The following is a 26,063-nucleotide window of genomic DNA, read 5'->3' on the forward strand; positions in this document are numbered from 1 at the left end:
CTTGGGTTCAATGACGGTGTTCGCGGGTGACCCCGGCGTCGTAATGGCTGACCACCTGCTGCCAGCCAGCGGCGATCAGGGCGGCCTGGCCAAGGTCGTCCGGGGTCACGGCGGCGCTGTCGCGGCGCAGCCAGACATCGGCCTGGCCGGTGCTGTCGGCCGGCAGGATCAGCAGCAGGCTGCCGGCCACTTCCGGGGCCTGGCTGCGGCCAAGGTAGGCCCCGGTCTCCAGCCACGACCATTGGTGGCTGCCGCGGCTCTGGCTGCCGGCATCGACCACGAACGGTGGCAGGCCCTCCTCGGCAAGTGCCTGTACGCTGGGCGCAGCGGTGTTCTCTTCACGCAGCAGCTGGATTTCGTCGAAGGCCACCCGCAAGTCGGTGTACAGGCCTTGCTCGGCGGCGGTCAGGTCGCGACGGGCGTCTATCTGGTGGCTGGCGATGGCCTGTTCATCCTCGCGTTCGCCGCGCAGCAGCACCACACCGATGGCGAGTACCGCGATCAGCAGGCTGACCAGCAGCACGTACAGGGTTTCGTGCCCGGCTCCGGCCGGGCGAATCACTTGGGCGCGGCTCATGGCTGGGCTATATCGGCGTAGTCGACTTCCACCACGTGCCCGGGGCCGGCATCGAACAGCACGTAGAACTCGCCGTCCGGGCGCTTGAAGGTCAGGGTCGAGTCATCACCGAGCTTGCCGCCGACCAGCACCTGTTCGTCGTAGCCGATCACATCCAGGGTAACTCCGGGGGCGCCGCTGCCGTCCGAGAAGCCGCCGGTGCACTTGACCTGGCCGCCGGCCAGCTCTTCACACTCGCACATCGGGTTGTGCGCCAGGGCCGGGCAGGCGGCCAGCACCAGCAAGGGCAGGGCGAGGGTGCGTATCAGGTGTTTCATTTCTTGCCTCCTTGTTTCTCGAGCCAGGCCACGGTGGCTGGCGATGCCTTGGCCAGAGGGACCGACGCCTGGTGCATGCTGCCGTCCCAGCCTTCCAGGGTGATCCAGATCTGCGCGTCGGGCTTGGTGCGTGGCGGGATCGGCAACGAGGTGCCCATGTTGTACGGCGCACCGAAGAAAATCGTGCCGGCGGCGCGCAGGCTGCGTGGTTTGCCGATGCGCAGGTAGGCCGCCTTGACGCCGTTGACGCAGGCCTTGCACAGCGATGCATTGAAGACCTTGAAGTGGCCGGCCGGGCCATCGGCGCGGGGAGCCTCGTCACGCATCTCGGCCAGGTCCAGGGTATAGGGGCCGACCTGGATGTCGTGGATCACATTGGCGCCAAGCCCCGCTTCGCCGCGAAACAGCTTGGCCTCGGCGAAGTACTTGGGCATGAAGCCCAACGGGATGAGGATCAGCAGGATGTTCAGGTGAAAACGCCACTTCAGCCACAGTTGCTTCAGCGGGCTGGCTGGCACGGCTTGGGCCTGGCTCATGGGCGGATCTCCACGGTGGGTTCATGGCGCGCCATGCGCGGTGCGCGCTCGCTGCGCTTGAGGGCGGCGGCGGTGGCCTGGGCGGTGCGTTTGGTCCAGATCAGCAAACCGCTGAACACCATCAGGGTGAGGACCAGGCCGAAGAAGAACCACACCAGCTTGATCGGCAGGCCGCCGAAATCGCCGGTGTGCAGCGGGCGCATGGATTCGGTGACGAACTCCAGGGCGGAGCGGTCGCTGATCAGGAACTGACTGTCGACATTGCGCGTGTACGGGTTCACCGAGGCGCTCTGGAACATCAGCGGGTACCAGCCTGGTCCGGCCAGGGTGATGTGGCTGTAAGCGGTAGCCGGCAGCGAGATGAAGCTGATCTCCAGCCCCGGGACCGCCAGGCCGGCGATGCGTGCCGCTTCATCCAGGTCGATGCGCGCTGCCGGGCTGCCATTCGGGGTTTGCGGCACGTCTTCACGGGCGATTACCGGCACGATGGGCCGGCTGGAAATGGTGATGTGGTTGTCGGCCAGGATTGCCTGGATCAGGAACCAGGTGCCGGTGATGGAAATGACCGCGATGAACCAGATCGACCAGACCCCGGCCAGGCGGTGCAGGTCGCCCCAGAAAATTCGCGAACCATGGCCGGTGCGCACTGGCTTGAAGAAGCCCCTCCAGAACTTCTTGTACACCACCAGGCCGGTTACCAGCGAAGCCAGCATGGGCAGCCCGAGCAACGACACCAGGTACCAGCCCCAGCTGAAACCGCTGGTGAACGGCACCAGCCACCAGCCGTGCAGGGCGCGGGTGAAGGCTTCGAAGTTGAAGTCCGGAGTCTTGCCCTGGATGGCCCCGGTGTAGGGGTTTACATACAGCGTCGGGCTGGTGCCGTCAGGCAGGGTGACATTGGCCTTGACCGCGAAGTGCGAACCGTCGGGCTGGATCAGCCGCTCCACCACCATGTCCGGCTCGGCCTTGTGCAGGGCGTCCAGTACCTGCTGGAAGCTCAGGCGCTCGGCGTCGGCGTCGGGCTTGTTGGCGCGCACGGCGGGGTCGGCCAGCCAGACGATTTCCTGGCTGACCACCGCGAGCATGCCGGTGAAGCAGACGATCAGGACAAAGAACCAGATCGGCAAGGCGAGCCAGCTGTGGACCAGGAACCACAGCCTGGATTTGGATTTTTTCGGTGATTTGGCCATCTGACGGTCTTCTGCAATGGGGAGTCGAGCGTGTGCCCAGCCAAAGAGGGGCTGTATTGATAAGGACGAATGAGAATCGAAAACCTGCCGTTTTAAATGCAAGCAAATGTTTCGGGCAAAGAAACCTGAAAGCTGGCGCGACCCTGTAGGAGCAGCCTTGTGCTGCGAAGAGGCCGGTACTGACAACAGAGATGCACTGTCAGTACCGGCCTCTTCGCAGCACAAGGCTGCTCCTACAGGTGCTGTTAAATGCCTAGGGGATCAGGCGCGGGTCAGAGCCACTGCCGGTTGCGGCTTGCCGTGCAGCTGCGCCAGGTCCTGGTACAGCGCGCGGCCAATTTCCGCAGCGCGCGCCGGCAGCACCGAGAGCAGGGTGTCACTCAGGCCGTGGCTGTTTTCGCAGAAGCCCTGCAGGTACACCGAGGCCTGCAGGTCGGGGCTGGTCAGCACGCGGTAGTTGCGGTCGACGTTGAAATCGTCCAGGTAGCCGGCCAGGGGCGTCAGCAGGTCACGGTGCGAGCGGCGCTCGTAACCGGTGGCGAGTATCACCGCATCGTAGCGGTGGGTCTGCTGCTGGCCGGTGGCGAGGTCGCGCAGTGTCAGCTCCAGGCCTTCGCGGGTGGCCACCACGGCTTCGACCTGGCGCCGGCACAGCACATTGTGGCGGTACTGGTGGGCGACCTTCTGCCGGTAGAGGATGCCGTAGATGCGTTCGATCAGGTTGAGGTCGACCACCGAATAGTTGGTGTTGTGGTATTCGCCCAGCAGCTTGCTGCGCTGGTCGGCCGGTTCGTTGTAGACCAGGTCGGTGTAGTCCGGCGAGAAGATCTCGTTGACGAACGGGCTGTCATCGGCGGGCTTGAGCGCCGAACCGCGCAGGATCATGTCGACCTTGACCGACGGATAGCTGTCGTTGAGGTCGATGAACGCCTCGGCGGCGCTCTGGCCCGAGCCGATCACGGCAATGCGCATCGGCTTGCCGGCGGTGCATGGCAGCTTGTTCAGGCTGCTCAGGTACTGGGAGTGGTGGAATACCCGCGGGTCGTCCTTGAAGGCACCGAACTTTTCCGGGATTTTTGGCGTACCGCCGCTGCCGACCACTACCGAACGGGTGCGGCGGCTATATTCGCGGCCTTGGGCGTCGCGCGAGACCAGGCGCAGGTGCTCGACCCGGCCCGCCTGCACGTCCGGCTCGATGCGCAGCACTTCCTCGCCATATACCGCCTGGGTGGCGAAGTGCTCGGCGGCCCAGCGCAGGTAGTCGTTGTACTCGAGGCGGCAGGGGTAGAAGGTGCCGAGGTTGATGAAGTCGGCCAGGCGCTGCTTCTGGTGCAGGTAGTTGACGAAGCTGTAGGGGCTGGTGGGGTTGCGCAGCGACACCAGGTCCTTGAGGAACGAGATCTGCAGCTCGCTCTGGGTGGCCAGGGTTTCGCCATGCCAGCGATAATCCTGCTGCTTGTCGATGAACAGCGCGTCGAGGGCATGGCCGTGGGACTCGGCGAGTTCTTCCAGGGCGATGGCCAGGGCCAGGTTGGAAGGGCCGAAGCCCACGCCGATCAGGTCCTTGATGGTTTCCGGTTTTGCAGACTGGCTCATGGCTGCGGTTCCATAATGGTCGAATGTTGACGCTCGCCGGGAGAGACCGGCGCCTGCGTTTGTACATTGGGTGGAACGAGCCAAACGATGGGGAATTTACTGGCGGCCGATCGGCCACTTGCAGCAGGGGGCTAAAGGCCTGCGCCTGTCGGCCGATAGGCAGAACAACCCAAGGACCCATTTGCAACGCAGGGAGAAAGACATGACAGGTATTGCAGCAGTCAGCATCAGCACCACGAGCCAGGCGCTGAGCACAACCCAGGCCGCCGACAGCCAGGATGCGCAAAAGACTGAAGAGAATGGGGCCGGCACTCAGGCCGACACGTCGAAGGTGAACGGTGGTGGCCAGACTCAAGGTGCCCAGAGCAGCAGTGAAAGTTCGGAGCCTGCGCACATCAGGCAATTGCGCGAGATGATCAAGAAGCTGCAGAAGCAATTGGCCGAGGAGCAGAAGCAACTGGCCCAGTTGATGGCGCAGAAGATGGACGAAACCACCAAGCTGGCAGCTGTGTCCGCCAAGCAAGCGAGCATCGCCACCATCAATGGTGAAATCCTGCAGGCCACCGCGCAGTTGCTCGAAGCATTACAGAAAACGGGTGGCAGCAGCGCGGGCGGGATGGTCAGCACCACGGCCTGACGAACTTGGGGCTGCTGTGCAGCCCATCGCCGGCAAGCCGGCTCCCACATGGACTGCGCATGGCAGTTGCTCTCGCAGGCCTGGTGTTGTCACTGTGGGCGCTGGCTTGCCGGCGATAGGGCCGGTGCAGGCCCCATCATTCCGGCTTCGGTCATTCGGCCGCCAGGCGCCCCTTGTTCTGCCGCTCTGCCTTGTACTGCATGGCCACCGCCGGCGCCGGCTTGGCAGCACCGGTTTCCAGCCACTGACGCATGCGGCTGGCATCGGCGAAGTGGGTGTACTTGCCAAAGGCGTCGAGGATCACCATGGCCACCGGGCGGTTGTCCATGCGGGTCAGCAGCACCAGGCAGTGCCCGGCTTCATTGGTGAAGCCGGTCTTGGTCAGCTTGATGTCCCAGTTGCTCTTGTTCACCAGGTGGTCGGTGTTGCGGAAGCCCAGGGTGTAGTTGGGCTTGCGGAAGGCCACGGTCTTCTCGCGGGTGGTCGACAGCTCGCTCAGCATCGGGTACTTGCGCGACGCCATCAGCAGCTTGGCCAGGTCACGGGCCGTGGACACGTTCTGCGTCGACAGGCCCGTTGGCTCGACGTAGCGGGTGTGCGCCATGCCCAGGCTGCGGGCCTTGGCGTTCATCGCCTTGATGAACGCTGGGTAGCCGCCAGGGTAATGGTTGGCCAGGGTGTTGGCCGCACGGTTTTCCGATGACATCAGGGTAATCAGCAAGGTTTCGCGGCGGTCGAGCTGGCTGCCTAGGCGCACACGCGAATACACGCCTTTCATTTCCGGGTTGTTGGCAATGGTCATGGTGAGCATCTCATCCATGGGCTGCTTGGCATCCAGCACTACCATCGCCGTCATCAGTTTGGTCACCGAGGCAATCGGCACCACGCGGTCGGCGTGGCTCGAATACAGCTCCTGATTGGTGTTCAGGTCGATCAGCAGGGCGCTGCCCGAAGCGAGGTGCAGCTTGGATGGGTCACGTTGAACCTGGGCCGGGGGTTGTGCAGCAGCGGTCGACGGAAGGGTCGCAGTACCTGTGAGCAACAGCAGCAGGCTGAGGATGGACAGGGATGTTTTCACGTTGAGGCTCACTAAAAGTTGGTATGTCGTTGGCTGTGCAAGGGTTTTCCCCCTAAAAACCGCTGCATTCTGGAGTATGGCTGATTTGCTGTCGAATGCCTTATGACTAAAGGGCGCAACGTGAACGAAATTTAATCCTGTACCAATTACGTTTGTCTCCAGTTTCGCCAGTTCGCCATGTCGCAGCACTGATTTTGGGGGGGAAATCTGGGAGCACCAATTGTCGGGTTGGCTTTCAAACCTGTTGGACAGCCTTGATCACCGCTTCGTCTTGGCTATTTTTTGGATTAATGACCATCCACCAAACGGTTGCAGGAGGGCTGTATGCGCGTGCGCGGCGATGTGTACTGGGCCTGGGCGGACCCTACGCTCCACCACCGATCTCACGAGGAAGCCCTTGTTGACGGCACTTTTATCGATGTGCGGGTGAGGCTTTCGCGCACCGGCAGCACGCAGGTGTTCATCGGTATCTATGCGCGGTCCGGCATGGCACTCCACGAAGAGGCCTTCGACTCCCGGCCAAATGAGTCTATGGCCCGAGCGCTTGCTTGGGGAGTTGGCCGCGCGCGTCGAGTCGCCGATGAGGTCGCTCCCGCTGCAGACCCTGTCACCGCCTCGAGATAGGGGGCAAAACCTATAAGGAAATGCCCGGCTATATGCTGGGCACTACCAGGAAATGCTGAGAGCTAACCTGGGTTCACAAGAAAATCAAATCAACCCGTCAAGTGTAATAGTGAGGGTAGAGTTGCTTGTCTTGTTCCAGTTTTTCAGCATCAGTCACCCGTTTGCGAACCTCTGCATAAAATTGCTGGCTGTGATTCTGAAACCTTTTATAGTCTTGCGCACTAGCTTTCAGGGCAGCCTTGAGTTCGGATCCGCTTAGGCCTTCAGTATTTTTTTGGGAAATTACATACTTTTGCCAGCTGCTTTCTACTTGCGAGAGACCTTGCGCAAGAGCTTGAGTCTCGATTGTCGCCATGGGTGCATCCTCTTCAAGGCCAAATCTGGCCAGGTGGTATGGATCGCGAGAGCGACGATGTAGATGCATGGTGCCGGGGCCATCGAAAAAGCGCCGGAAGGTGGAGCTTAGCTTGTATGTAGCGCTTGGGGGCGGCTCAACGCCAATCGGCATCCCGATGCAACCTGCGCTGGGATGCAGGGCATCGGGATGTCTTGCCAGTTGCCTGGGCTCAGGCATGGATCAACGATAGGTCGCTGATGATGCAGATCGAGCCGTCATCGGCGGGCGTGGTATCGGTGTAGTCCACCTGGTTGTAGACCCCGCCGTGGAACTCGAATAGCTGTGTAGCCCAGGTGCTGTCGAACTGCAGATCGCCGGACGATCCGGTCATCCCGTTGCACTTGGCTGTAACGGTGACCACGCCTGCCGACGTGACATGGATGCTCACCTCGAACTTTGCCCCCAGCGGTACCCCCTTGAGCACCGTCGAGTTGATCGGGTCAGTCTGGTTGTAGGTCCGCCGAAAACCCAGGGTGATGTCGCCCTTTTTCCAGAACACCTTCACGGGCGGGCTGTCGTCCCCGTAGACGTGCATCTGCGCGATGACCACCTTCTGCGCCCAGTTGACCTTGGTCAGTGTCATTTCCTGGCGATTCCAGTGATCCAAGGCGCCGCCCAGGGTCCAGTATTCCGGCTCCGACCACTCGCAGCGGGTCCTGCGGGTGCTTTTGCTCGAAGCGCCTTTGGTGGGGGCAGACAACTGGACCGAACCATCGCTGAGCACTTTCACGTAGTTCGGGTACAGGGCAATCGCTTCGCTGCCGGTGAGTTCGACCGCTACGGTGCTGATCGACGATTCGGCCACCGGAACGGCGATGGTGAGGTTGCTGATATCTACGCTCATGGGGGGAACTCCTGAATGGAAATGTCGGTTGGTGCCGCAGCAGCACGGTGGCGGCTGCTGGAGTGAAAATTAGCCTTGCGCTAAATCATCGTCAATAGCTTATGGCTAAAATTATTTCGCCGAGCGACAAATTACCTGTTGGCGAAAATTTTCCGCAGCGGGGCTTTACGCTTGATTTGGCGGTGAGATAAGCTTCCCTTGAATACTGTACGAATATACAGCTGTCAGGATAAGAATATGTCTAAGCACATGAAGTCGACGCCCCATCAGCGCCAGGAAATGACCGGAATGGAGCGGCTGAGCTTGCGCGTGTCAGCGATGATCAACCACCCGCTCGCGCAGACGCAGCGCTGGGTGACGGTGCATCGCCTGGATACCGACGGTGATGCCGAGTGGGAGGAGGTGATGGGCCTGCTGGCCGAGACGCCCGAGTTGGAACTGACCTTCAACGACGACGAGAGCGTGACGGTACGTTGGGAGCGCGGCAGCGTGGAGGAGCGCGACGACTTTATCGTCGAGCAGGACAGCGAGCAGCAGGCCGAGGAGGCGGCACCTTTCTGAACATCGGAAAATGCCCACTTTGCAGGAGCAGCCTTGTGCTGCGAAGAGGCCGGAACAGGCAACAGATATGCATTGTCAGTACTGGCCTCTTCGCAGCACCAGGCTGCTCCTACAGTGCCCTGCCAGATCAATGAGGCTTACACAAGGTGCGCATTCCACACCAGTAGTACCCTGGCCTGGATGTAGGTCTCTTCCCGGCGAATCATGCGGTCCTTGTGTCGCGAGTTGTCGGAAATCATCTCGAAATGCTCTTCGTCGGCAATTTGCAGCCGCTTGATGTAGATGTGGTCGCCCCAGGAGAAGAAGTAGATTCCATCGCCGACGAACTCGCGGATGCTGACGTCCACGATCAGCGGGTCGCGGTGCTTGATGGTCGGCTCCATCGACTGGCCCCAACCGGTCACCATCTTCAGGTGGTGGTGCTCGCTGAACTCCACGCCCAGCTCGCGCAGATGGCTTGGGCTGACGCGAACATCCTTGAACATCTCGGGGTAGTCGTGGGGGATCTGCCCGCCACCCATGGCTGCGCGGACGTCGTAGTGGGCAATCCACACTTCGTCGCCCACCAGGCCTGGCCGAGCAGGTTCAGCGGCCACCAGTGTCGAATCTGCCGGCTCCTCGGCGGCGGCCAGCAGCCTTTGCCGGGTTTCTTCGGGGATGCCTCTGCCGCTTCTGGCAAGCATCTGCTTGACCAGGTCAGCTGCGGAAAGCTTGCTGTCACCCGCCTCGGCCGGCGCCTGCGTCTGGTCGCCCACTGCCATCGCGTCGAACCACCCCCGCGGCAAGCCTTCGATGCCCTCGATTCGGCGGGCCACGTCATCGCCCAGGTTCTTCGCTGTCTTGTCCGAAAGGATCTGGCTCAGGTGTGCAGGCGCCATCCCCCAGCGCTCCGCGCAGGATCCCTTTCTCTGGTTGCCGATCAGCTTGACCAGGTTGTGCTTGCGAATTTCGTAGATGTCCATGGGGCGAAGCATGCCAGTGTTTAGCTTGCTGCTAAATATGCTCAAGGCTAAATTTCCCTTGTCATGATATTAGCTGTAGGCTAAATTAAATATGCAAGCAAGGAAAGCCACCGAGAAGCTGTTCTCCAGGCTTACGACATCACCATTGGTAATGAGGTTTTCATGGATCCGACTGACCTCGGCCCAGGCACCATCACCTGGCTGGGCGGAACAGGCACCGTGTTGCTGGGTGCATTCCTCTGGCTGCGCAAGTGGCTGTCCAGGGATGCGGCTGACCGTGCCATGGACAACGCTGATATTGGCGTGGTCCGGCGCCTGAACGAGTTGCTCGATATCGAGCGTGATGCCCGAAGGGAAGCGCAGGCCAGGGCCGATCAGTTTGCAAAGGAACGCAATGAACTGGTGATCACTGTAGGGCGCCTGGAAGGCAAGATCGAAGCGCTGACCATTCGGGGCGGCCATCCTCCCCGGCAGGTCACCGTCCAGGGCGAGGGCGTCGCCCGCCTGCGCGGGAAGCAGGGTGAGTGAGGCGGCCCGCAAGACAAATTCTGTTCACGCCCATGCGTATGGGCTTCTTCTGTATGGAGACAACATGGCTCGATTGGATTCTGCCGCTGTCGGCGGTGCGAACGTGCTCGCGTTCCTGGACATGCTGGCCTGGTCCGAAGGTACCTCGACCATCGCTGCCAGCGACGATGGCTACAACGTCCTGGTCGGCGGCCAACTGTTCAATGACTACAGCGGGCACCCGAAGCAGAAGGTGTGGTTGCCCAGCTACGGCATCCACAGTTCTGCGGCTGGGCGGTACCAGATTCTGGCCGGTACCTGGGATGCCATCGTGAGCACCTATGGCTTCAATGGCCGCTTTACCCCTGAGGCCCAGGACCTGGCGGCAATCAAGTTGCTGAGCGAGTGCGGCGCACTGGCACTGATCAAGGCTGGCCGCATTGCCCAGGCGATCGCCAAGGCCGCGCCTATCTGGGCCAGCTTGCCTGGCGCGGGCTACGGTCAGCGTGAGCACCAGTTGGCCGCGTTGTTGGCAATGTTCATAGCCTGCAGTGGGGAGGTGCAGGCGTAACGCCCAGGCAAAAAAAGACCCGCCAGGTAGGCGGGCCAGAAGGGCGTAGGGAGCAACGCACAACAAATACGGGTCAGGCGACCAAAGTGCCTGGTTGCAACTGTTCGACCAGGGCCTGGGCCGAGGCGCGGGTCGGCATCGGGCCGCTTACGGCTTCGCCGTTGCGCACCAGGTACCAGCATGCGAGCAGGCCCTGCTCACGCAGCGAAGCGGGGACGGCACTGCCAACAACGGACATGATCTGGATAGTGGCCATGTGGACCTCCTGTAAACATGGCCCTACCTTACGCAGCAGCCGGTGCGGTTTGAAATTAACTTCCTCGATAGTGGTCATTGGTTCCATCAACATTTACCAGCGCGGCGGGCCGTAATACACCGGTGGCGGGCCGTAGTAGGTGCGGTAGCCCGGGGGCGGTGGTGCTGGCACGTAGTACGGCTGGTAGTACACCGGCGGTGGCGGTGGTTGCATGTACACCGGCGGAGGCCCGTAGTAGACCGGCTGGCGCTCGACGTACACGGTACGGTCACGCCCGCCATAAACCGTCGCCCCGACCACGGCGCCAACCACAGCCGCACCCAGCAGCGGGCCGGGGCCATACCAACCGCCATGGCCATGGCCGCCGTGGGCGACAGCGGGCGCGCTGATGGCCAGGGCACCGACCAGCAGGGCGATTCCGGGAATGTGACGGTTCATGAAGAAACCCTCGCAAGGACACCCCAAGTGTGGGGTCCTATTACTATGACTCCACTCTTCGTCAGCTGAGCACGGGGGAACGGTAAAGGTTGTGTAAGGGACGACCAGCGGTTACCTCTGTTACGCTGAACAAACGTTTCAGTTATGACAAAGGAGCAGGTTATGTCGGCAACTCCAAGCAGAGACACCGTGCTGTGCATCTCCCTGGCCGGCCGCCCCGGCACCTTCGGTGTACGGTTCCACAACCACCTTTACCAGCAGCTGGGCCTGGACTTCTACTACAAGGCCATGCGCACCGATGACCTGCCGGCGGCGGTGGCGGGCATTCGCGCTTTGGGCATCCGCGGTTGCGGGGTATCGATGCCGTACAAGGAGGCCTGCATGGCCCTGGTCGACGAGATCGACCCATCGGCTGCGGCCATCGAGTCGGTCAATACCCTGGTCAATACCAATGGCCACCTGAAGGCCTACAACACCGATTACCTGGCCGTTCGCCAATTGCTGGCGCAGCACAAGGTCGACCCGTCCACGGCGTTTGCCCTGCGCGGCAGTGGCGGCATGGCCAAGGCGGTAGCCAGTGCCTTGCGCGATGCCGGGTTCGCCGAAGGCATCATCGTTGCGCGCAACGAGCAGGCGGGGCGGCAGCTGGCGGATGTGTGTGGTTATCGCTGGGTGGCGGAGCTGGGCGATCTGTGCCCACCCATGCTGGTGAACGTGACGCCGATCGGCATGGCGGGCGGGCCCGAGGCCGAGGAGCTGGCGTTTTCCGAGAACGCCATCGCCGCGGCGGCGCGGGTGTTCGATGTTGTGGCGATGCCGGAGAGCACTCCGTTGATCCGACGGGCGCGGGCGTTGGATAAGCCGGTGATCACCGGGCTGGAGGTGATTGCGCTGCAGGCGCTGGAGCAGTTCGTGCTTTACACCGGGGTGCGACCCACCCTGGCGCAGGTGGAGGCGGCGGTGGCGTACGCCCGGGATATCTGATTACTCCTGTGCCGGCCCTTTCGCGGGCTTGCCCGCTCCCACAGGGACCTCACAGGATCTGAAATCTGTGCAGTACCTGTGGGAGCGGGCAAGCCCGCGAAGAGGCCGGAACAGGCATAAACAAGGTCAAAATACCTTGTGCCCCTCATCCAGCTGCTGGTCGACCAGTGCCCGGCCATGGGCCAGCGATACATGCTGTGCATTCTCGAGGTCGGAGAAGAACTTCATCGGCATCGACATGCGCCTGCTGGTGTGCCCGTCGGGGTCGGTAATCAGGCACCCGGCGGCATAGGGCAGGGGGGAATCGGGGTGGGGCATCACGCTGGCGGTGATGGTGTGCTTGCGATATTCACAGTGAAGAGATTGCATCGTCCTTACCTCGCTGTGGCATGTGAAGCAGTTACCTTCATATACCACAGCAAAGGGCCGGGAGTTCCCGGCCCGACGAGCGAACAGCGATGAATGCTCAGCCTTTGAGTTCGGTCGGCTGGATGACTTCGACCCAGTAACCGTCCGGGTCCTTGACGAAGGCCAGGTGGTTCATGCGCCCGTCCTGCAGGCGTTTCTGGAACGGTACACCCAGTGCCTCGAAGCGTGCGCAGGCGGCGCGTACGTCCGGTACCGAGACGCAGATGTGGCCAAAGCCGCGCGGGTCGGTGTTGCCGTTGTGGTAGGCGAACTCGGCATCGTTTTCTGTGCCGTGGTTGTGGGTCAGTTCCAGCACGCCCGGAATAGACTTCATCCACTGGTGGCGTTCGTTGTCATCGGCCGGGATCTGCGCCGGGTCGACCAGGGCCAGGAAGTACAGGCTGAAGGTAGCTTCGGGGAAGTCGCGCTTGTCCACCAGGCGGAAGCCCAGCACGCGGGTGTAGAAGTCCAGGGACTTCTTGATGTCCTTGACCCGCAGCATGGTGTGGTTGAAGACGAACTGGGCGGTGGCGGCATCCGGTTGGGCGGTGACGCCAGGCAGGGTTTGCAGATCGTGCAGGCTCATGGGAACTCCTGAGACGGGGCCGGGCGCAGGGCACCGGCAAAACAGACAGGCTGGCCATGATACGGCAGTGTGCCGATTGCGCAAATGAAAGCGCCCTGCACAAGGCAGGGCGCTGGAATTAGAGGCCCGCATGTGCGGGCGCGTGATGGGGTCGCTAGTCCTTTAGCTGTCTCGATACTGAGCCAGCCCTTGTGAAAAAAGTGTGAAGTGCGTGTGGACGTTTCATCAGCGTACCCAGCTTTCTACCGTGGCGGCGCCGTATTGTTCTTTCCAGGCCTTGAGCCCACGGTGGTTGCCGCCTTTGGTCTCGATTCGCTCGCCGGTATGCGGATTGGTGTAAACCTTCACCACGCGCGCGCGGCGCTGTTGCTTGGGTGCTGCACTGGAAACCCGGGCCACTGCCTTCGGGTCGAGGATGGCGATGATATCGCGCAGGCTCTTGTCGTAGCTTTTCATCAGGCCGACTAGTTTCTGCTCGAATTCGATTTCGCGTTTGAGGCCGGCATCCTTTTTCAACGCTTCCAGTTGCGCCATCTGTTCCTGGAGCGCTTTTTCGGCAGCACGAAACTCTGCAAGTCTGGACACTGTAATCACTCCTGTACGTCGGTCGTGGCAGGGCGTGACGAACATTGAAGAAGAATAAAAACGCCGGCCACGCGGGTGGGTTCCGCTGTTCGCTGATATCGAGTGTAGTCATTCATGGGCACTGGGTAAACTGCAAACTTTTTGTAAGTAAGCAAGGAACTTTCCTAGTTTTGCGTGCGGTATTGTCCGGATTTTCCGCGGTTGTCTTGTGGCGCGCTTAGACCATGGTCCAATGGCCCGTGCCAGAGCCTTCGCGCGATAATTTCAGATGATGGCCGGCTATTGTTCGGCCCCCTCGCAGTACCGTGGCCAGCACGTGCCACAGGTTGTTTACTCGCCTTGATTCTGGATGTTTTCTCCCATGTTTGCCCCTTTCCCCCTCGCCCCCGGGCGTCGTGTTGCCGGCTTGTTCCTGTTGTGTGCCGGCGTCAATGCCCAGGCCGCCGGTTTTCTTGAAGACAGCAGTGCAAAGGTCGAAGCACGCAATGTCTATTTCAACCGGGATTTTCGTGACGGCCACAGCAGTTCCAGCCAGGGTGCGTCCAAACGCGAAGAATGGGCACAAGGTTTCATCCTCAATGTGCAGTCGGGTTATACCCAGGGCCCGGTAGGTTTTGGCGTGGATGCGCTGGGCATGTTCGGCTTCAAACTTGACTCCAGCCCGGCGGACAGTAACAGCGGCCTGTTGCCGTCTTCCGGTCACGACCCGCGCCACTCGGCCGACCAGTACGCGAAGATGGGCCTGGCGGCCAAGGTCAAGGTTTCCAGTACCGTGCTTAAATACGGTTCGATGATGCCGGATGTACCGCTGCTCAAGTACAACGATGGCCGCCTGCTGCCGACCATGTTCCATGGCGCCATGCTCACTTCCGAAGAGGTGCGCGACCTGAAGTTCACCCTGGCCCGCCTGGACAAGTACACCGCACGGGATTCCACCGACCGCCAGGACATTCGCGTGCATTGCAAGAACAAGCGCTATGCCTGCGATATCGAGGCTGATCACTTTGACCTGGCTGGTGTCGATTACCGTTTCAACGAACGCTTCAGCGCCCAGTACCAGGTGGCCAAGCTGGAGAACATCTACCGCCAGCACTTCCTCGGCCTGGTGGCCAGCCAGCCATTGGCGGTGGGCAGCCTGTCGGCAGACCTGCGCTTGATCAAGAGTGATGACATCGGCAATGCCCGCGCCGGCGAAATCGACCATCGCGCGTTCAGCGGCATGCTCGGCTACAGCCTGGGTGGCCACAAGCTCAGTGCCGGTTGGCAGCGCATGTATGGCGACAGTGCCATGCCATACCTGGATGGCACCAACCCGTACCTGGTCAACTATGCCCAGGTCAACGACTTCGCCGCCGCCCAGGAGCGTTCCTGGCAGGTGCGTTATGACTATGACTTCAAGGCCCTGGGCGTGCCTGGCCTGACCTTCTTCACCCGTTACATCAACGGTGACAATATCAAGGTGCCGGGCAGTACGGCCGAAGGCAAAGAATGGGAACGCGACACCGAGTTCAAGTACCAGGTGCAAAGTGGCACGTTCAAGGACGTAAGCGTGCGCCTGCGTAATTCCACTTACCGCAGCAATTATGAAAAATGGGCGCGTGACATGGACGAGACACGAGTCATCGTCAGCTACAACTTCTCCATCTTCTGACGGGGCGCTTTGCCAAATACCGGCAGCCACCTGACAATGGCTGCTGGTTCCCGCAAAGGGCAGGGCAATGAAAGACCTGTTGTTGATCGGCATCGGCCCGGGTGACCCGCGCCAGGTCACCTACGAGGCGGTCGATGCACTGCGCCAGGCCAGTGTGTTCTTCGTGCTCGACAAAGGCGGCGACAAGGACGAACTGCTGCGCCTGCGCAAGGCCATCCTGCAACGCTACCGGCCCGAGGGCGGCTACCGCCTGGTGCAGGTGGCCGACCCTGCACGCGATGGCCAGGCCGATGACTACCTGGGCGCGGTGCAGGACTGGCACCGGCAGCGTGCGGCGCTGTATGCCCAACTGATCGAACAGGAGATAGGCGACGGTGAAACCGGCGCCTTTCTGCTGTGGGGCGAGCCGACGCTGTACGACAGCACCCTGCGCATCCTTGGCCTGGTCCGCGAGCGTGGTGTGGCGCTGCGCCTGCAGGTCATTCCGGGCATCAGCAGCGTGCAGGCGTTGGCAGCGCGCCATCAGGTGCCGCTCAACCGCATCGGTGAGCCGTTGACCGTATTGCCAGGGCGGCGCCTGGCCGGGCAGGGGCAGATCGACAATGTGCTGGTGATGCTCGACGGGCAGTGCGCGTTTGCCCGGCTCGATGACCCGGCGTTGATGATCTACTGGGGCGCGTACCTTGGGACTGCTGATGAGGTGCTGATTGCCGGGCCGTTGCAAACGGTGAAGGCACAGATACTGGAGGTGCGTGAGCGGGAGCGGGCGCGCAAGGGGTGGATCATGGATAGCTACCTATTGCGCAGGGAGCTGTAGTCAGCATTCCGCGAACCAGGCGACACCGATTTCAAGGGTTACCCAGAATGGCCTGTACCTTGTCGCGCAACTGGTCGATGCTGAACGGCTTGCCGATCAGATGCATGCCCTCCGGTACATTGACGTTCTCGGCATAGCCACTGGCGAACAGCACCGGCAACAGCGGCCGCAGCTCGCGCGCCTTGCCGGCCAGCTCTTCGCCACCCATGTCCGGCAACCCCACGTCGGTCAGCATCAGCGCCAACTCCTGGCCCGGGTCCTCGATAATGCGCAGCGCCGCGCCGGCACTGTCCGCCTCGATGACCGTGTAGCCCAGTTCGTCGAGCACTTCGACCATCAGCATGCGTACGATGTCGTCGTCTTCGACTACCAGAAGGTGCATGGTTCGGATCCTGTGCTAATGAATGTCTTTAATCTGTGCTCCAGATGGCACCAGAAGTTCCCGAGGATACCGGGCACTGCAATCAGATGGAACGTTTGGCGCACGCTGCCTTCAAATACTGGCTAAATGCCCTGCCAGACCCGGCAAAGCTGGTTAGACTCGCTTAACAGGACGGCGCAGTGGCAGATAATGACAACGACAGATCCGCCACACCTTTCAATGGACTTTTAGCTCGGGCGTTTTCACATGATTCAAGCAGCCTCGATGGACCAGCGAAGCTTCCGCAAGCTGTTGAGCCGCAACGTCGGCCTACCCCTGGGGGTTGGCCTGCTGGGGGCCGTGGCCTTCGTTGCGGTGATCAACTACCTGCTTTCGGCCTTGCAGTGGGTCGAGCACACCGACCGCGTAATCGGCAATGCCAACGAAGCGGTCAAACTGTCGATCGACATGGAAACCGGCATGCGTGGCTTCCTGATCACCGGCGATGAGCGTTTCCTCGACCCCTACGAGGTGGCCAAGCCGCGCATTTTCGGCAGCCTGCAGAGCCTGCGCGGCATGGTCGAGGACAACCCGCAACAGGTCGAACGCATCGACCGGCTGATCGCCCTGCAGCAAGCGTGGAACACCTTCGGCAGCGAGATGATCAACTTGCGCCGCAGCCAGGGTGATTACCGCGCCTTGATCGGCAACGGCCGCGGCAAGCGCCTGACCGACGAGATCCGCAAGGAGTTCGACAACCTCATCGGCAGCGAACAACAATTGCGCATGGCGCGCAACGAGCGGGTCAACAGTGTGACCGTCACGGTCATGTCGTCCTTCGTGCTGTTCATCGTCGGCCTCAGCGCCTTGCTGGCCTACCTCGGGCGGCGCGACCTGCTGGCGCTGTCCGCTACCTATGACGAAAACTTCCAGGCCCAGCAGCGCGCCGCCGAACGCCTGGAGCATCAGGCCTGGCTGCGCAACGGGCAGACGCAACTGTCCGAACAGGTGCTTGGCCAGCTGACCCTGCCCATGCTCGGTGACAACATCCTGCGTTTCTTCGCCAGCTACCTGGGCAGCGTGGTAGGCGCGTTGTACGTGCGTGACGAACATGGCCGCCTGGTGCGTGTTGCCAGCTATGGCCTGGATGCCGAGGAGCAGGCGCGCGAGCAGGTACTGGGTGACCACGAGGGGCTGCTGGCCCAGGCCGTGCGCGAAGCGAGGCTGCTGCGTCTGGACGACTTGCCTGAAGACTATTTCCACCTCAGTTCCGGCCTTGGCAGGGGCCTGCCGCGCAGTGCCATGCTGATGCCCTCCAGCGACGACGGGCAGATCAACGGCGTGCTGGAGCTGGGCTTCCTGCGGCCGTTGCAGGAGCGTGACGAAGAGATGCTGCAGCGGGTCCGTGGCAACGTCGGTATTTCCATCGAAAGCGCCCGTTACCGGCAGCGCCTGCAGGAGGTGCTGGCCGAAACCCAGCAACTGAACGAAGAGCTGCAAGTGCAGCAGGAAGAACTTAAAACCGCCAACGAAGAGCTCGAAGAGCAATCCCGCGTGCTCAAGGAGTCCCAGGCCCACCTGGAAACCCAGCAGGCGGAGCTTGAGCAGACCAACGAGCAGCTGTCGGAGCGCACCGAGGCGCTGGACCGCAAGAACGACGAACTGCTCCAGGCCCAGGACGAGCTGCAGGCGCGCGCCGAGGAACTGCAGCGTTCGAGCAAGTACAAGTCCGAATTCCTCGCCAACATGTCCCACGAGTTGCGCACGCCGCTGAACAGCTCGCTGATCCTGGCCAAGCTGCTGGCGGAAAACGGCGAGGGCAACCTCAGCGACGAGCAGGTCAAGTTCGCCGAATCCATCTATTCGGCCGGCAACGACCTGCTCAACCTGATCAACGACATTCTCGACATCGCCAAGGTGGAAGCAGGCAAGCTCGAAGTGCGCCCCGAAAGCACCCAGTTGGAACGCCTGGTCGAAGGCCTGCGTGGCATGTTCGAGCCGTTGGCCGGGCACAAGGGCCTTGCCTTCGAGGTGACCACCGAGGCGCAGGTGCCGGCCACGCTGTTCACCGACCGCCAGCGCCTGGAGCAGATTCTCAAGAACCTGCTGTCCAACGCCATCAAGTTCACCGAGCGCGGCCAGGTCAGCCTGAACATCGGTTACCAGCCTGGCACCGGCATCGTCTTTGCCGTGCGCGATACCGGCATCGGCATCGCCGCCGACCAGCAGCAGGCGATCTTCGGCGCATTCCACCAGGTGGATGGCACCAGCAACCGCCGTTATGGCGGCACCGGCCTGGGCCTGTCCATTTCCCGCGACCTGGCGCATCTGCTGGGTGGGCAGATCAGCGTCGACAGCAGCCCCGGCCAGGGCAGTGTATTCAGCCTGATCCTGCCGGAGCGCTATGAGCGCGTGGCGCAGGAGATCGAGCCGCTCAGCCTGCGCCCTGCGGTCGATAGCCTGCCACCCGCGCCGCAGGCACCAGTGGTGGCGGCACCGAAACGCCCGACACCAGTGTTTGCCGATGACCGTGAGCGCGCGCCGTTCGGCAACCGCTGCATCCTGGTGATCGAAGACGAACCGAACTTCGCCCGCATCCTCTTCGACCTGGCCCACGAGCTGGGTTACAGCTGCCTGGTGGCGCAGGGCGCCGACGAGGGCTTCGAACTGGCCGTGCAGTACATCCCCGATGCCATCCTGCTGGACATGCGCCTGCCCGACCATTCCGGCCTGACCGTGCTGCAACGCCTGAAGGAGCAAGCGAGCACCCGGCACATCCCGGTGCATATCATTTCCGTTGAGGACCGCGTCGAGGCCGCCATGCACATGGGTGCCGTCGGCTACGCGGTCAAGCCCACCAGCCGTGAACAACTCAAGGAAGTTTTCGCCCGGCTGGAGGCCAAGCTGACCCAGAAGCTCAAGCACATCCTGCTGGTGGAAGACGACGACCTGCAGCGCGAGAGCATTGCCCGCCTGATCGGCGACGACGATGTCGAGATCACCGCTGTGGCCATGGCCCAGGATGCCCTGGCGTTGCTGCGCGAGAATATCTACGACTGCATGATCATCGACCTCAAGCTGCCGGACATGCTTGGCAACGAGTTGCTCAAGCGCATGACCGCCGAAGACATCCGTGCCTTCCCGCCGGTGATCGTGTATACCGGGCGCAACCTTACCCGCGAAGAAGAAGCCGACCTGCTCAAGTATTCGCGCTCGATCATCATCAAGGGCGCCCGCTCGCCGGAGCGCCTGCTCGACGAAGTGACGCTGTTCCTGCACAAGGTCGAGTCGCAGCTGTCCAACGAACGCCAGCGCATGCTCAAGACCGCGCGCAGCCGCGACAAGGTTTTCGAAGGCCGCAAGGTGCTGCTGGTGGACGACGACGTGCGCAACATCTTTGCCCTGACCAGCGCGCTGGAGCACAAGGGCGCGATCGTCGAAATCGGCCGCAACGGCCGCGAGGCCATCGAGCGCCTGGAGCAGCATGACGACATCGACCTGGTGTTGATGGATGTGATGATGCCGGAGATGGACGGCTTCGAGGCCACCCGGCTGATCCGCCAGCAACAACGCTGGCGCAAGCTGCCGATCATTGCCGTGACCGCCAAGGCGATGAAGGATGACCAGCAGCGTTGCCTGCAGGCCGGCGCCAACGACTACCTGGCCAAACCGATCGACCTGGACCGCTTGTTCTCGCTGATCCGTGTGTGGCTGCCGCAACTGGAGCGAATTTGACTAGCGAACGTAACACCGATATCGAAATCCGCTTGCTGATCGAGGCCATCTACCTCAAGTACAGCTACGATTTCCGCAACTATTCCGGCGCGTCGATCAAGCGCCGGATCCTGCATGCGCTGCGCCAGTTCGACTGCCTGACGGTGTCGGCGCTGCAGGAGCGCGTGCTGCACGACCCAGGCATGTTCATGCAGTTGCTGCAGTACCTGACGATCCCGGTCAGCGAGATGTTCCGCGACCCGGGGCACTACCTGGCGCTGCGCAACGAAGTGGTGCCGCTGCTGCGCACCTGGCCGTCGATCAAGGTGTGGATTGCCGGCTGCAGCACGGGTGAGGAGGTGTATTCGATGGCCATCCTGCTACGCGAGGAGGGCCTGCTGGAGCGCACCATCATCTACGCCACCGACATCAACCCGCATTCGCTGGACAAGGCCAAGCAGGGTATCTACTCGATGCAGAGCATGCGCGAGTACGCCGAAAACTATCGCATCGCCGGTGGCCGACGGGACTTTGCCGAGTACTACACGGCAGCCTACGGTAACGCCATCATGGACAGCACCCTGCGGGACAACGTGACTTTCGCCGACCACAGCCTGGCCACCGACAGCGTGTTTTCCGAAACCCAGCTGGTGTCGTGCCGCAACGTGCTCATCTACTTCAACAAGGAACTGCAGGACCGCGCCCTGGGCCTGTTCCACGAGTCCCTGTGCCACCGCGGCTTCCTGGTGCTGGGCAGCAAGGAATCGGTGGATTTTTCCGCCTACAGCGAGCGCTTCGAGCCGCTGGTCAAGCCCGAACGGATCTACCGCAAGTCATGAAAGGCGTACGCGCGATGGTGATCGGCGCCTCGGCCGGCGGCGTTACAGCGCTGTTCAGTGTGCTGGGCGCGTTGCCGGCCGGCTTCGCCATTCCGGTAATTTGCGTGCTGCACCTGCCGGATGACCGCCACAGCCAGCTGGCCGAGGTGCTGCAACGTCGCCTGCGGCGGCCAGTGTGCGAGGCCTGTGACAAACAGCCGCTGCGCCCCGGGCAGATCTACGTGGCCGGGCCGGGTTATCACCTGTCGGTGGAGCGTGACCTGACCCTGTCGCTGAGCCAGGAGCCGCCGGTGCATTTTTCCCGGCCGGCGATCGACTACCTGTTCATGTCGGCGGCCGATGCCTATGGTGCCGGCCTGCTAGGCATGTTGCTCACCGGGGCCAACGAGGATGGCGCAGAAGGCCTTGCCTATATCAAGCGCAACGGGGGCCGGACCGTGGTCCAGGACCCTTGCGACGCACAAGTGGCGTTGATGCCAGAGGCCGCACTGGCCCTGCACCAGCCCGACCATATTCTTTCTCTGAGTGGCATCGAGCGATTGCTCGCCGCCCTGGAACCCAGCGCATGCTAAGCCACACCATCGCCAAACTGCTGATCGTCGACGACCTGCCAGAAAACCTGCTGGCCCTCGACGCCCTGCTCCAGGGCCAAGACCGCGAGGTGCACCAGGCCCAGTCGGCCGAGGCAGCGTTGTCACTGTTGCTCGAGCACGAGTTCGCCCTGGCCATTCTCGACGTGCAGATGCCGGGTATGAACGGTTTCGAGCTGGCCGAGCTGATGCGCGGCACGGAAAAGACCCGCAACATCCCCATCGTGTTCGTCACTGCCGCCGGGCGCGAGATGAACTACGCGTTCAAAGGCTATGAAAGCGGCGCGGTGGACTTTCTGCACAAGCCGCTCGACACCTTGGCGGTGAAGAGCAAGGTGTCGGTGTTCGTCGACCTGTACCGCCAGCGCAAGGTGCTCGACCGCCAATTGCAGGCCCTGGAACGCAGCCGCCAGGAGCAGGAGCTGCTGCTGGCCCAGCTGCAGACGGCGCGGGGTGAACTGGAGCATGCCGTGCGCATGCGCGATGACTTCATGTCGATCGTGTCCCACGAGGTGCGCACCCCGCTCAATGGCCTGATCCTGGAAACCCAGCTGCGCAAGCTGCACCTGGCACGCGGCAACCTTGCCGCCTTCAGCGTCGACAAGCTGCAGGCCATGGTCGAGCGCGACGAGCGGCAGATCAACAGCCTTATCCGCCTGGTCGAAGACATGCTCGATGTATCGCGCATCCGCACCGGCAAACTGTCGCTGCGGCCCAAGGCGTTCGACCTGGGCCTGCTGGTGCGCGGCCTGGTGGAGAACTTTGCCGCCCAGGCCAGCGCACTGGACACCCATATCGAGTTGCAACGCTGCGAGCCGCTGCTGGGCGAGTGGGACGAGTTTCGCATCGAGCAGGTGCTGGCCAACCTGTTGTCCAATGCCTTGCGTTATGGTGAGCGCAAACCGGTACAGGTGCGGGTGTTCGAGCAGGACGGCCAGGCCTGCGTGCAGGTGCAGGACCATGGCATCGGCATCTGCGTGGCCAACCAGCAGCGCATCTTCCAGCAGTTCGAGCGGGTCGCCACCCAGCAGGCCAGTGGTGGGTTGGGCCTGGGGCTGTACATATCGGAGCAGATCGTCCAGGCCCATGGCGGGCGCATATTGGTGGAGAGTGAAGAGGGCAAAGGCGCCACCTTCACCTTGCAATTGCCACTGGCAACCTGCGAACAACAAAACGACCAGGCAAGGGCAACCTCTGCGTGAGCCTGGGGTCTGATGGCCAGTTGTAAGTATTTCAAGGCGTTGACATGAGTGAAGATGCACAAGATGTAGTACTGGTGGTCGAGGACGAACCGGCGATTCGCATGATCCTGCGTGATTACCTGGCAGGCGAGGGCTACCACGTGCTGGTGGCCGAGGATGGCGAGCAGGCGTTCGCGATCCTGGCGAGCAAGCCGCACCTCGACCTGATGGTGACGGACTTCCGCTTGCCGGGCGGGATTTCCGGCGTGGACATTGCCGAGCCGGCGGTGAAGTTGCGGCCGGACCTGAAGGTGATCTTCATCAGCGGCTACCCGGCGGAGATTCTCGAGTCCGGCAGCCCGATCACCCGCAAGGCACCGATCCTGGCCAAGCCGTTCGACCTGGATACCTTGCACGAGCAGATCCAGTCGCTCCTGCGCTGACTGTGTTTGCCTCTTCGCGGGCGCGCCCGCTCCCACAGGTTCTGTGCAAACCTTGAAGCCTGCGGGTTTCCTGTGGGAGCGGGCAAGCCCGCGAAGAGGCCGCAACAGGCTAGCGCAGTGTCCGCTCCAGCCCACCCACCAGCATGCTTTCCATCAACCCCAGCCCCTGTTCTTCGGGCAAGGCCTTCAACAGCCCCGGCAACTGGTTCAGCAGTGTCGCCACCACATGCGCCGTGGCCATCAAGGCCTCCCCCTGCAACTTCGCCTGCGGTGCGATCAACCTCAGCAACCCCGCCTCATAGCGCTTGCGCAACAAGGCCAGGCGCGCCTGCTGGTCGTCGCTCAGGCAACAGAAGTCGCGCTCCGCCAGGCGAAACTGCATGGGCCGCTCGGCATGCAGCTGCCAGTGCGCGGCAATCAGGCAGCTCAGCGCCGACGCCCCGCGCGCCATTGCCCGGCGCCCCTGGTCCAGGGTGGCCTGCAATTCCTCGTACAACTCCTCGATCAGGTCGTACAGCAGGTCCTGCTTGCTGGGGAAGTGGTGATACAGCGAGCCTGCGGTAAGCCCCACATGGGCCGCCAGCTCGCGCATGCTGACCTGGCCGAAGCCCTTTTCGGCAAACAGCGCCATGGCCCGGTCACGTCGCTCTTCAAAGTTGGCACAGCGCATCGCGGCATTGACCGGGGGCATGGCGTTCGCTCCTCAGTAGGTGAAGAAACCGCGGCCGCTCTTGCGCCCCAGCCAACCGGCCGCGACCATTTCCTTGAGCAGCGGGGCAGGGCGGTACTTGCTGTCGTTGAAGCCTTCATGGAAGGCCTCCATGATCGCCAGCAGGGTGTCCAGGCCGATCAGGTCGGCCAGGGCCAGCGGGCCGATCGGCTGGTTGCAGCCCAGGCGCATGCCGGTGTCGATGTCCTCGGCACTGGCCAGGCCTTCCTGGCGCACGAAGATCGCTTCGTTGATCATCGGCACCAGGATGCGGTTGACCACGAACCCGGGGCGGTTGCCGGCGGTGATCGGGGTCTTGCCGACCTTTTCGGTCACCACCAGCGCCTGGGCGTAGGTGCTGTCGCTGGTCTGCAGGCCGCGAATGATCTCGACCAGCGCCATCATCGGCACCGGGTTGAAGAAATGCACGCCGATGAAGCGTTCTGGGTGCTCGATGCCGGCCGCCAGCTGGGTGACCGACAGCGACGAGGTGTTGGTGGCGATCAGGCAGTCGGCGGCGACGTTGGCGGCCACCTGCTGCAGGATGCGCTGCTTGAGCTGCAGGTTCTCGGTGGCGGCTTCGATCACCATTTGCGCGCTGCTGAGCTGGGTGTAGTCGGTGCTGGTGCGAATGCGGGTGCGGGCAGCTGCCGCCTTGTCGGCGTCGAGGGTACCCTTGGCGACCTGGCGCTCGAGGTTCTTGCTCAAGGTGGCCACGCCGCGCTCCAGCGCAGCGTCGGACACGTCCACCAGCAGCACCTGGTAGCCGGCCACCGCACACACCTGGGCAATGCCGTTGCCCATGGTGCCTGCGCCGATCACGGCAATCTGTTCAATGCTCATGTGTCAGGCTCCGTCAGACGCGCTCGAAGACCAAGGCGATGCCTTGGCCACCACCGATGCACATGGTGGCCAGGGCATAGCGGCCCTGGATGCGCTGCAGCTCATGGATGGCCTTGGTGGCGATGATCGCGCCGGTGGCGCCCACCGGGTGACCCAGGGAAATGCCCGAACCGTTGGGGTTTACCTTTTCCGGGTCGAAGCCCAGTTCGCGAGCCACGGCGCAAGCCTGGGCAGCGAAGGCTTCGTTGGACTCGATCACGTCCAGGTCCTGCACACTCAGGCCGGTCTTCTCCAGCACCTTGCGGGTGGCCGGAATCGGGCCAAGGCCCATCAGTTCAGGCTCGACGCCGGCATGGGCATAGCCCACCAGGCGGGCCAGGGGCTTCAGGCCCAGGCGGCGCACCGCATCACCAGTGGCCAGTACCAGGCCGCCAGCGCCGTCGTTGATGCCACTGGCGTTGCCGGCGGTAACGGTACCGTCTTTCTTGAACACCGCCTTCATCCCTGCCAGTTGCTCGGCGGTCACCTCGCCACGCACATGCTCGTCGGTGCTGAACTGCACGCTGCCCTTGCGGGTTTTCAGTTCCAGCGGAACGATCTGGCTGGCGAAGCGGCCTTCGGCAATGGCGCGGGCAGCGCGGCGCTGGCTGGTCAGGGCCAGTTCATCCTGCATTTCGCGGGTAATGCCGTGCTTGGCCGCAACGTTCTCGGCGGTGATGCCCATATGGAAGTGTTCGAACGGGTCCTGCAGCACGCCGACGGTGTAGTCGATGCCTTGCAGGTCACCCATGCGAGCGCCCCAGCGTGCCTGCGGCAGCAGGTACGGGCCACGGCTCATGGATTCGGCACCGGCCGCCACGGCCACGTCGGTGTCGCCGAGCAGCAGGCATTGGGCTGCCGAGACGATGGCCTGCAGGCCCGAGCCGCACAGGCGATTGACGTTGAATGCCGGGGTTTCCTTGGGGATGCCGGCGTTCATTGCCGCTACGCGGGCCAGGTAGGCGTCACGCGGTTCGGTGGGGATCACCGTGCCCATCACCAGGTGGCCGACTTGCTCGGCGGCCACGCCCGAGCGCTCGATGGCGGCGCGGGTGATGGCGCTGGCCAGGTCGGCTAGCGGCAGGTCCTTGAGGGAACCGCCAAAACCACCAATGGCTGAACGGACGGCACTGACGACGTAGATTTCTGCGCTGCTCATAGGGGCTCCGATTGCGAAGGCATGGCGGGACCGGGCCAGGCTCTGCGAGAATGGCCGACGATC

31 protein-coding genes are annotated in these 26,063 nt (G+C 62.5%); 13 read left to right on the forward strand and 18 right to left on the reverse strand.

The window, feature by feature from the left end:
- Window positions 1-7: 7 nt before the first annotated feature.
- The 5 genes from CAG18_RS06045 to CAG18_RS06065 form a co-directional block, all read right to left on the reverse strand.
- Entirely contained in the window at window positions 8-577 is a 570-nt protein-coding gene (locus CAG18_RS06045) for a DUF6162 family protein (RefSeq protein ID WP_085720587.1), read from the reverse strand.
- Window positions 574-894, reverse strand: coding sequence for a hypothetical protein (locus CAG18_RS06050; RefSeq protein WP_013973133.1), 321 nt, complete (start codon window positions 892-894; stop codon window positions 574-576). Before CAG18_RS06050 ends, CAG18_RS06045 begins: the two co-directional genes overlap by 4 nt.
- Window positions 891-1,430, reverse strand: a complete 540-nt coding sequence (locus CAG18_RS06055) for a hypothetical protein (protein WP_015270823.1) — start codon at window positions 1,428-1,430, stop codon at window positions 891-893. Before CAG18_RS06055 ends, CAG18_RS06050 begins: the two co-directional genes overlap by 4 nt.
- Window positions 1,427-2,620 carry a PepSY domain-containing protein gene (locus CAG18_RS06060; RefSeq protein ID WP_015270822.1) on the reverse strand — a complete coding sequence of 398 codons (1,194 nt, stop codon included), beginning with the start codon at window positions 2,618-2,620 and terminating at the stop codon, window positions 1,427-1,429. The genes CAG18_RS06055 and CAG18_RS06060 overlap by 4 nt, the downstream gene beginning before the upstream one ends.
- A 261-nt stretch (window positions 2,621-2,881) precedes the next feature.
- The gene (locus tag CAG18_RS06065; protein WP_085720589.1) at window positions 2,882-4,216 is read right to left on the reverse strand and encodes a lysine N(6)-hydroxylase/L-ornithine N(5)-oxygenase family protein; all 1,335 of its coding nucleotides are present in this window, start codon (window positions 4,214-4,216) and stop codon (window positions 2,882-2,884) included.
- A 202-nt stretch (window positions 4,217-4,418) separates the two neighbouring features.
- Between CAG18_RS06065 and CAG18_RS06070 the strand changes: the two genes are divergently transcribed.
- Window positions 4,419-4,853: a hypothetical protein gene (locus CAG18_RS06070; RefSeq protein ID WP_015270820.1), complete on the forward strand. Its 435-nt coding sequence runs from the start codon at window positions 4,419-4,421 to the stop codon at window positions 4,851-4,853.
- A gap of 151 nt (window positions 4,854-5,004) precedes the next feature.
- Here CAG18_RS06070 and pbpG read toward each other — a convergent pair whose 3' ends face one another.
- Window positions 5,005-5,931, reverse strand: coding sequence for a D-alanyl-D-alanine endopeptidase (gene pbpG / locus CAG18_RS06075; RefSeq protein WP_023662495.1), 927 nt, complete (start codon window positions 5,929-5,931; stop codon window positions 5,005-5,007).
- 324 nt (window positions 5,932-6,255) lie between these two features.
- On the opposite strand from pbpG, the gene CAG18_RS27260 reads away from it, so the two are divergent.
- Window positions 6,256-6,555 (forward strand): hypothetical protein, encoded by a 300-nt coding sequence (locus tag CAG18_RS27260; RefSeq protein WP_085720590.1) that lies wholly within the window; start codon window positions 6,256-6,258, stop codon window positions 6,553-6,555.
- A gap of 97 nt (window positions 6,556-6,652) precedes the next feature.
- Here CAG18_RS27260 and CAG18_RS06085 read toward each other — a convergent pair whose 3' ends face one another.
- Together CAG18_RS06085 and CAG18_RS06090 are read right to left on the reverse strand one after the other, a co-directional pair.
- Window positions 6,653-6,910 carry a hypothetical protein gene (locus CAG18_RS06085; protein ID WP_015270818.1) on the reverse strand — a complete coding sequence of 86 codons (258 nt, stop codon included), beginning with the start codon at window positions 6,908-6,910 and terminating at the stop codon, window positions 6,653-6,655.
- 211 nt (window positions 6,911-7,121) lie between these two features.
- A complete protein-coding gene (locus CAG18_RS06090) occupies window positions 7,122-7,796 on the reverse strand; it encodes a polysaccharide lyase family 7 protein (protein WP_085720591.1) in 675 nt (224 codons plus the stop codon).
- A gap of 237 nt (window positions 7,797-8,033) precedes the next feature.
- Here CAG18_RS06090 and CAG18_RS06095 point away from each other — a divergent pair, with 237 nt between their 5' ends.
- Window positions 8,034-8,357 carry a DUF1654 domain-containing protein gene (locus CAG18_RS06095; protein ID WP_085720592.1) on the forward strand — a complete coding sequence of 108 codons (324 nt, stop codon included), beginning with the start codon at window positions 8,034-8,036 and terminating at the stop codon, window positions 8,355-8,357.
- A gap of 137 nt (window positions 8,358-8,494) precedes the next feature.
- Here the strand turns inward: CAG18_RS06095 and CAG18_RS06100 are convergent, their stop codons facing one another.
- Entirely contained in the window at window positions 8,495-9,319 is an 825-nt protein-coding gene (locus CAG18_RS06100) for a S24 family peptidase (RefSeq protein WP_015270816.1), read from the reverse strand.
- A 162-nt stretch (window positions 9,320-9,481) separates the two neighbouring features.
- On the opposite strand from CAG18_RS06100, the gene CAG18_RS06105 reads away from it, so the two are divergent.
- Both CAG18_RS06105 and CAG18_RS06110 read left to right on the forward strand, forming a co-directional pair.
- Complete coding sequence (locus CAG18_RS06105; protein ID WP_015270815.1) at window positions 9,482-9,847, forward strand: hypothetical protein; 366 nt, start codon at window positions 9,482-9,484, stop codon at window positions 9,845-9,847.
- A 64-nt stretch (window positions 9,848-9,911) separates the two neighbouring features.
- Entirely contained in the window at window positions 9,912-10,397 is a 486-nt protein-coding gene (locus CAG18_RS06110; RefSeq protein ID WP_015270814.1) for a glycoside hydrolase family protein, read from the forward strand.
- A gap of 73 nt (window positions 10,398-10,470) precedes the next feature.
- On the opposite strand, the gene CAG18_RS06115 is transcribed toward CAG18_RS06110, so the two are convergent.
- Together CAG18_RS06115 and CAG18_RS06120 are read right to left on the reverse strand one after the other, a co-directional pair.
- Window positions 10,471-10,653, reverse strand: a complete 183-nt coding sequence (locus CAG18_RS06115; RefSeq protein ID WP_014590513.1) for a hypothetical protein — start codon at window positions 10,651-10,653, stop codon at window positions 10,471-10,473.
- 93 nt (window positions 10,654-10,746) lie between these two features.
- Entirely contained in the window at window positions 10,747-11,091 is a 345-nt protein-coding gene (locus tag CAG18_RS06120) for a hypothetical protein (RefSeq protein WP_015270813.1), read from the reverse strand.
- Window positions 11,092-11,253: 162 nt separating this feature from the next.
- Between CAG18_RS06120 and CAG18_RS06125 the strand changes: the two genes are divergently transcribed.
- Window positions 11,254-12,075, forward strand: coding sequence for a shikimate 5-dehydrogenase (locus tag CAG18_RS06125; RefSeq protein WP_015270812.1), 822 nt, complete (start codon window positions 11,254-11,256; stop codon window positions 12,073-12,075).
- Window positions 12,076-12,201: 126 nt separating this feature from the next.
- Here CAG18_RS06125 and CAG18_RS06130 read toward each other — a convergent pair whose 3' ends face one another.
- The 3 genes from CAG18_RS06130 to CAG18_RS06140 form a co-directional block, all read right to left on the reverse strand.
- Window positions 12,202-12,444, reverse strand: a complete 243-nt coding sequence (locus CAG18_RS06130) for a hypothetical protein (RefSeq protein WP_013973119.1) — start codon at window positions 12,442-12,444, stop codon at window positions 12,202-12,204.
- 97 nt (window positions 12,445-12,541) lie between these two features.
- Window positions 12,542-13,069, reverse strand: a complete 528-nt coding sequence (gene gloA / locus CAG18_RS06135) for a lactoylglutathione lyase (RefSeq protein WP_085720593.1) — start codon at window positions 13,067-13,069, stop codon at window positions 12,542-12,544.
- 225 nt (window positions 13,070-13,294) lie between these two features.
- Window positions 13,295-13,654: a histone-like nucleoid-structuring protein, MvaT/MvaU family gene (locus CAG18_RS06140; RefSeq protein WP_015270810.1), complete on the reverse strand. Its 360-nt coding sequence runs from the start codon at window positions 13,652-13,654 to the stop codon at window positions 13,295-13,297.
- A gap of 361 nt (window positions 13,655-14,015) precedes the next feature.
- Here CAG18_RS06140 and CAG18_RS06145 point away from each other — a divergent pair, with 361 nt between their 5' ends.
- Window positions 14,016-15,305: an OprD family porin gene (locus tag CAG18_RS06145; protein WP_015270809.1), complete on the forward strand. Its 1,290-nt coding sequence runs from the start codon at window positions 14,016-14,018 to the stop codon at window positions 15,303-15,305.
- 67 nt (window positions 15,306-15,372) lie between these two features.
- On the forward strand, window positions 15,373-16,122 hold the full coding sequence (cobF, locus tag CAG18_RS06150) for a precorrin-6A synthase (deacetylating) (protein ID WP_085720594.1): 750 nt from the start codon (window positions 15,373-15,375) through the stop codon (window positions 16,120-16,122).
- Window positions 16,123-16,153: 31 nt separating this feature from the next.
- Here the strand turns inward: cobF and CAG18_RS06155 are convergent, their stop codons facing one another.
- A complete protein-coding gene (locus tag CAG18_RS06155; protein ID WP_015270807.1) occupies window positions 16,154-16,504 on the reverse strand; it encodes a response regulator in 351 nt (116 codons plus the stop codon).
- A gap of 246 nt (window positions 16,505-16,750) precedes the next feature.
- Between CAG18_RS06155 and CAG18_RS06160 the strand changes: the two genes are divergently transcribed.
- The 5 genes from CAG18_RS06160 to CAG18_RS06180 are packed head-to-tail and all read left to right on the forward strand — an operon-like array spanning window position 16,751 to window position 23,250.
- The gene (locus tag CAG18_RS06160; protein WP_085720595.1) at window positions 16,751-20,218 is read left to right on the forward strand and encodes a response regulator; all 3,468 of its coding nucleotides are present in this window, start codon (window positions 16,751-16,753) and stop codon (window positions 20,216-20,218) included.
- Window positions 20,215-21,036, forward strand: a complete 822-nt coding sequence (locus CAG18_RS06165; protein WP_003259474.1) for a protein-glutamate O-methyltransferase CheR — start codon at window positions 20,215-20,217, stop codon at window positions 21,034-21,036. Before CAG18_RS06160 ends, CAG18_RS06165 begins: the two co-directional genes overlap by 4 nt.
- Window positions 21,033-21,608 (forward strand): chemotaxis protein CheB, encoded by a 576-nt coding sequence (locus CAG18_RS06170; protein ID WP_013973112.1) that lies wholly within the window; start codon window positions 21,033-21,035, stop codon window positions 21,606-21,608. The genes CAG18_RS06165 and CAG18_RS06170 overlap by 4 nt, the downstream gene beginning before the upstream one ends.
- Window positions 21,602-22,828: a hybrid sensor histidine kinase/response regulator gene (locus CAG18_RS06175; RefSeq protein WP_015270804.1), complete on the forward strand. Its 1,227-nt coding sequence runs from the start codon at window positions 21,602-21,604 to the stop codon at window positions 22,826-22,828. Before CAG18_RS06170 ends, CAG18_RS06175 begins: the two co-directional genes overlap by 7 nt.
- Window positions 22,829-22,872: 44 nt before the next feature.
- The gene (locus CAG18_RS06180; protein WP_003256176.1) at window positions 22,873-23,250 is read left to right on the forward strand and encodes a response regulator; all 378 of its coding nucleotides are present in this window, start codon (window positions 22,873-22,875) and stop codon (window positions 23,248-23,250) included.
- A 109-nt stretch (window positions 23,251-23,359) separates the two neighbouring features.
- On the opposite strand, the gene CAG18_RS06185 is transcribed toward CAG18_RS06180, so the two are convergent.
- Genes CAG18_RS06185 through CAG18_RS06195 form a run of 3 tightly spaced genes read right to left on the reverse strand, consistent with a single transcriptional unit; the run spans window position 23,360 to window position 26,000 of the window.
- Window positions 23,360-23,941 (reverse strand): TetR/AcrR family transcriptional regulator, encoded by a 582-nt coding sequence (locus tag CAG18_RS06185; protein WP_015270803.1) that lies wholly within the window; start codon window positions 23,939-23,941, stop codon window positions 23,360-23,362.
- A gap of 12 nt (window positions 23,942-23,953) precedes the next feature.
- Entirely contained in the window at window positions 23,954-24,802 is an 849-nt protein-coding gene (locus CAG18_RS06190; protein ID WP_085720596.1) for a 3-hydroxybutyryl-CoA dehydrogenase, read from the reverse strand.
- A gap of 13 nt (window positions 24,803-24,815) precedes the next feature.
- A complete protein-coding gene (locus CAG18_RS06195; RefSeq protein ID WP_013973108.1) occupies window positions 24,816-26,000 on the reverse strand; it encodes an acetyl-CoA C-acyltransferase family protein in 1,185 nt (394 codons plus the stop codon).
- Window positions 26,001-26,063 lie beyond the last annotated feature (63 nt).

Source organism: Pseudomonas sp. B22(2017) (assembly GCF_002113105.1).
GTDB lineage: Bacteria > Pseudomonadota > Gammaproteobacteria > Pseudomonadales > Pseudomonadaceae > Aquipseudomonas > Aquipseudomonas asiatica.

Bases quoted from the DNA above. Each gene is read 5' to 3' on its own strand.
- CAG18_RS06045 (WP_085720587.1), bottom strand. From the start codon at position 577: ATGAGCCGCGCCCAAGTGATTCGCCCGGCCGGAGCCGGGCACGAAACC.
- CAG18_RS06050 (WP_013973133.1), bottom strand. From the start codon at position 894: ATGAAACACCTGATACGCACCCTCGCCCTGCCCTTGCTGGTGCTGGCC.
- CAG18_RS06055 (WP_015270823.1), bottom strand. From the start codon at position 1,430: ATGAGCCAGGCCCAAGCCGTGCCAGCCAGCCCGCTGAAGCAACTGTGG.
- CAG18_RS06060 (WP_015270822.1), bottom strand. From the start codon at position 2,620: ATGGCCAAATCACCGAAAAAATCCAAATCCAGGCTGTGGTTCCTGGTC.
- CAG18_RS06065 (WP_085720589.1), bottom strand. From the start codon at position 4,216: ATGAGCCAGTCTGCAAAACCGGAAACCATCAAGGACCTGATCGGCGTG.
- CAG18_RS06070 (WP_015270820.1), top strand. From the start codon at position 4,419: ATGACAGGTATTGCAGCAGTCAGCATCAGCACCACGAGCCAGGCGCTG.
- CAG18_RS27260 (WP_085720590.1), top strand. From the start codon at position 6,256: ATGCGCGTGCGCGGCGATGTGTACTGGGCCTGGGCGGACCCTACGCTC.
- CAG18_RS06085 (WP_015270818.1), bottom strand. From the start codon at position 6,910: ATGGCGACAATCGAGACTCAAGCTCTTGCGCAAGGTCTCTCGCAAGTA.
- CAG18_RS06090 (WP_085720591.1), bottom strand. From the start codon at position 7,796: ATGAGCGTAGATATCAGCAACCTCACCATCGCCGTTCCGGTGGCCGAA.
- CAG18_RS06095 (WP_085720592.1), top strand. From the start codon at position 8,034: ATGTCTAAGCACATGAAGTCGACGCCCCATCAGCGCCAGGAAATGACC.
- CAG18_RS06100 (WP_015270816.1), bottom strand. From the start codon at position 9,319: ATGGACATCTACGAAATTCGCAAGCACAACCTGGTCAAGCTGATCGGC.
- CAG18_RS06105 (WP_015270815.1), top strand. From the start codon at position 9,482: ATGGATCCGACTGACCTCGGCCCAGGCACCATCACCTGGCTGGGCGGA.
- CAG18_RS06110 (WP_015270814.1), top strand. From the start codon at position 9,912: ATGGCTCGATTGGATTCTGCCGCTGTCGGCGGTGCGAACGTGCTCGCG.
- CAG18_RS06115 (WP_014590513.1), bottom strand. From the start codon at position 10,653: ATGGCCACTATCCAGATCATGTCCGTTGTTGGCAGTGCCGTCCCCGCT.
- CAG18_RS06120 (WP_015270813.1), bottom strand. From the start codon at position 11,091: ATGAACCGTCACATTCCCGGAATCGCCCTGCTGGTCGGTGCCCTGGCC.
- CAG18_RS06125 (WP_015270812.1), top strand. From the start codon at position 11,254: ATGTCGGCAACTCCAAGCAGAGACACCGTGCTGTGCATCTCCCTGGCC.
- CAG18_RS06130 (WP_013973119.1), bottom strand. From the start codon at position 12,444: ATGCAATCTCTTCACTGTGAATATCGCAAGCACACCATCACCGCCAGC.
- gloA (WP_085720593.1), bottom strand. From the start codon at position 13,069: ATGAGCCTGCACGATCTGCAAACCCTGCCTGGCGTCACCGCCCAACCG.
- CAG18_RS06145 (WP_015270809.1), top strand. From the start codon at position 14,016: ATGTTTGCCCCTTTCCCCCTCGCCCCCGGGCGTCGTGTTGCCGGCTTG.
- cobF (WP_085720594.1), top strand. From the start codon at position 15,373: ATGAAAGACCTGTTGTTGATCGGCATCGGCCCGGGTGACCCGCGCCAG.
- CAG18_RS06155 (WP_015270807.1), bottom strand. From the start codon at position 16,504: ATGCACCTTCTGGTAGTCGAAGACGACGACATCGTACGCATGCTGATG.
- CAG18_RS06160 (WP_085720595.1), top strand. From the start codon at position 16,751: ATGATTCAAGCAGCCTCGATGGACCAGCGAAGCTTCCGCAAGCTGTTG.
- CAG18_RS06170 (WP_013973112.1), top strand. From the start codon at position 21,033: ATGAAAGGCGTACGCGCGATGGTGATCGGCGCCTCGGCCGGCGGCGTT.
- CAG18_RS06175 (WP_015270804.1), top strand. From the start codon at position 21,602: ATGCTAAGCCACACCATCGCCAAACTGCTGATCGTCGACGACCTGCCA.
- CAG18_RS06180 (WP_003256176.1), top strand. From the start codon at position 22,873: ATGAGTGAAGATGCACAAGATGTAGTACTGGTGGTCGAGGACGAACCG.
- CAG18_RS06185 (WP_015270803.1), bottom strand. From the start codon at position 23,941: ATGCCCCCGGTCAATGCCGCGATGCGCTGTGCCAACTTTGAAGAGCGA.
- CAG18_RS06190 (WP_085720596.1), bottom strand. From the start codon at position 24,802: ATGAGCATTGAACAGATTGCCGTGATCGGCGCAGGCACCATGGGCAAC.
- CAG18_RS06195 (WP_013973108.1), bottom strand. From the start codon at position 26,000: ATGAGCAGCGCAGAAATCTACGTCGTCAGTGCCGTCCGTTCAGCCATT.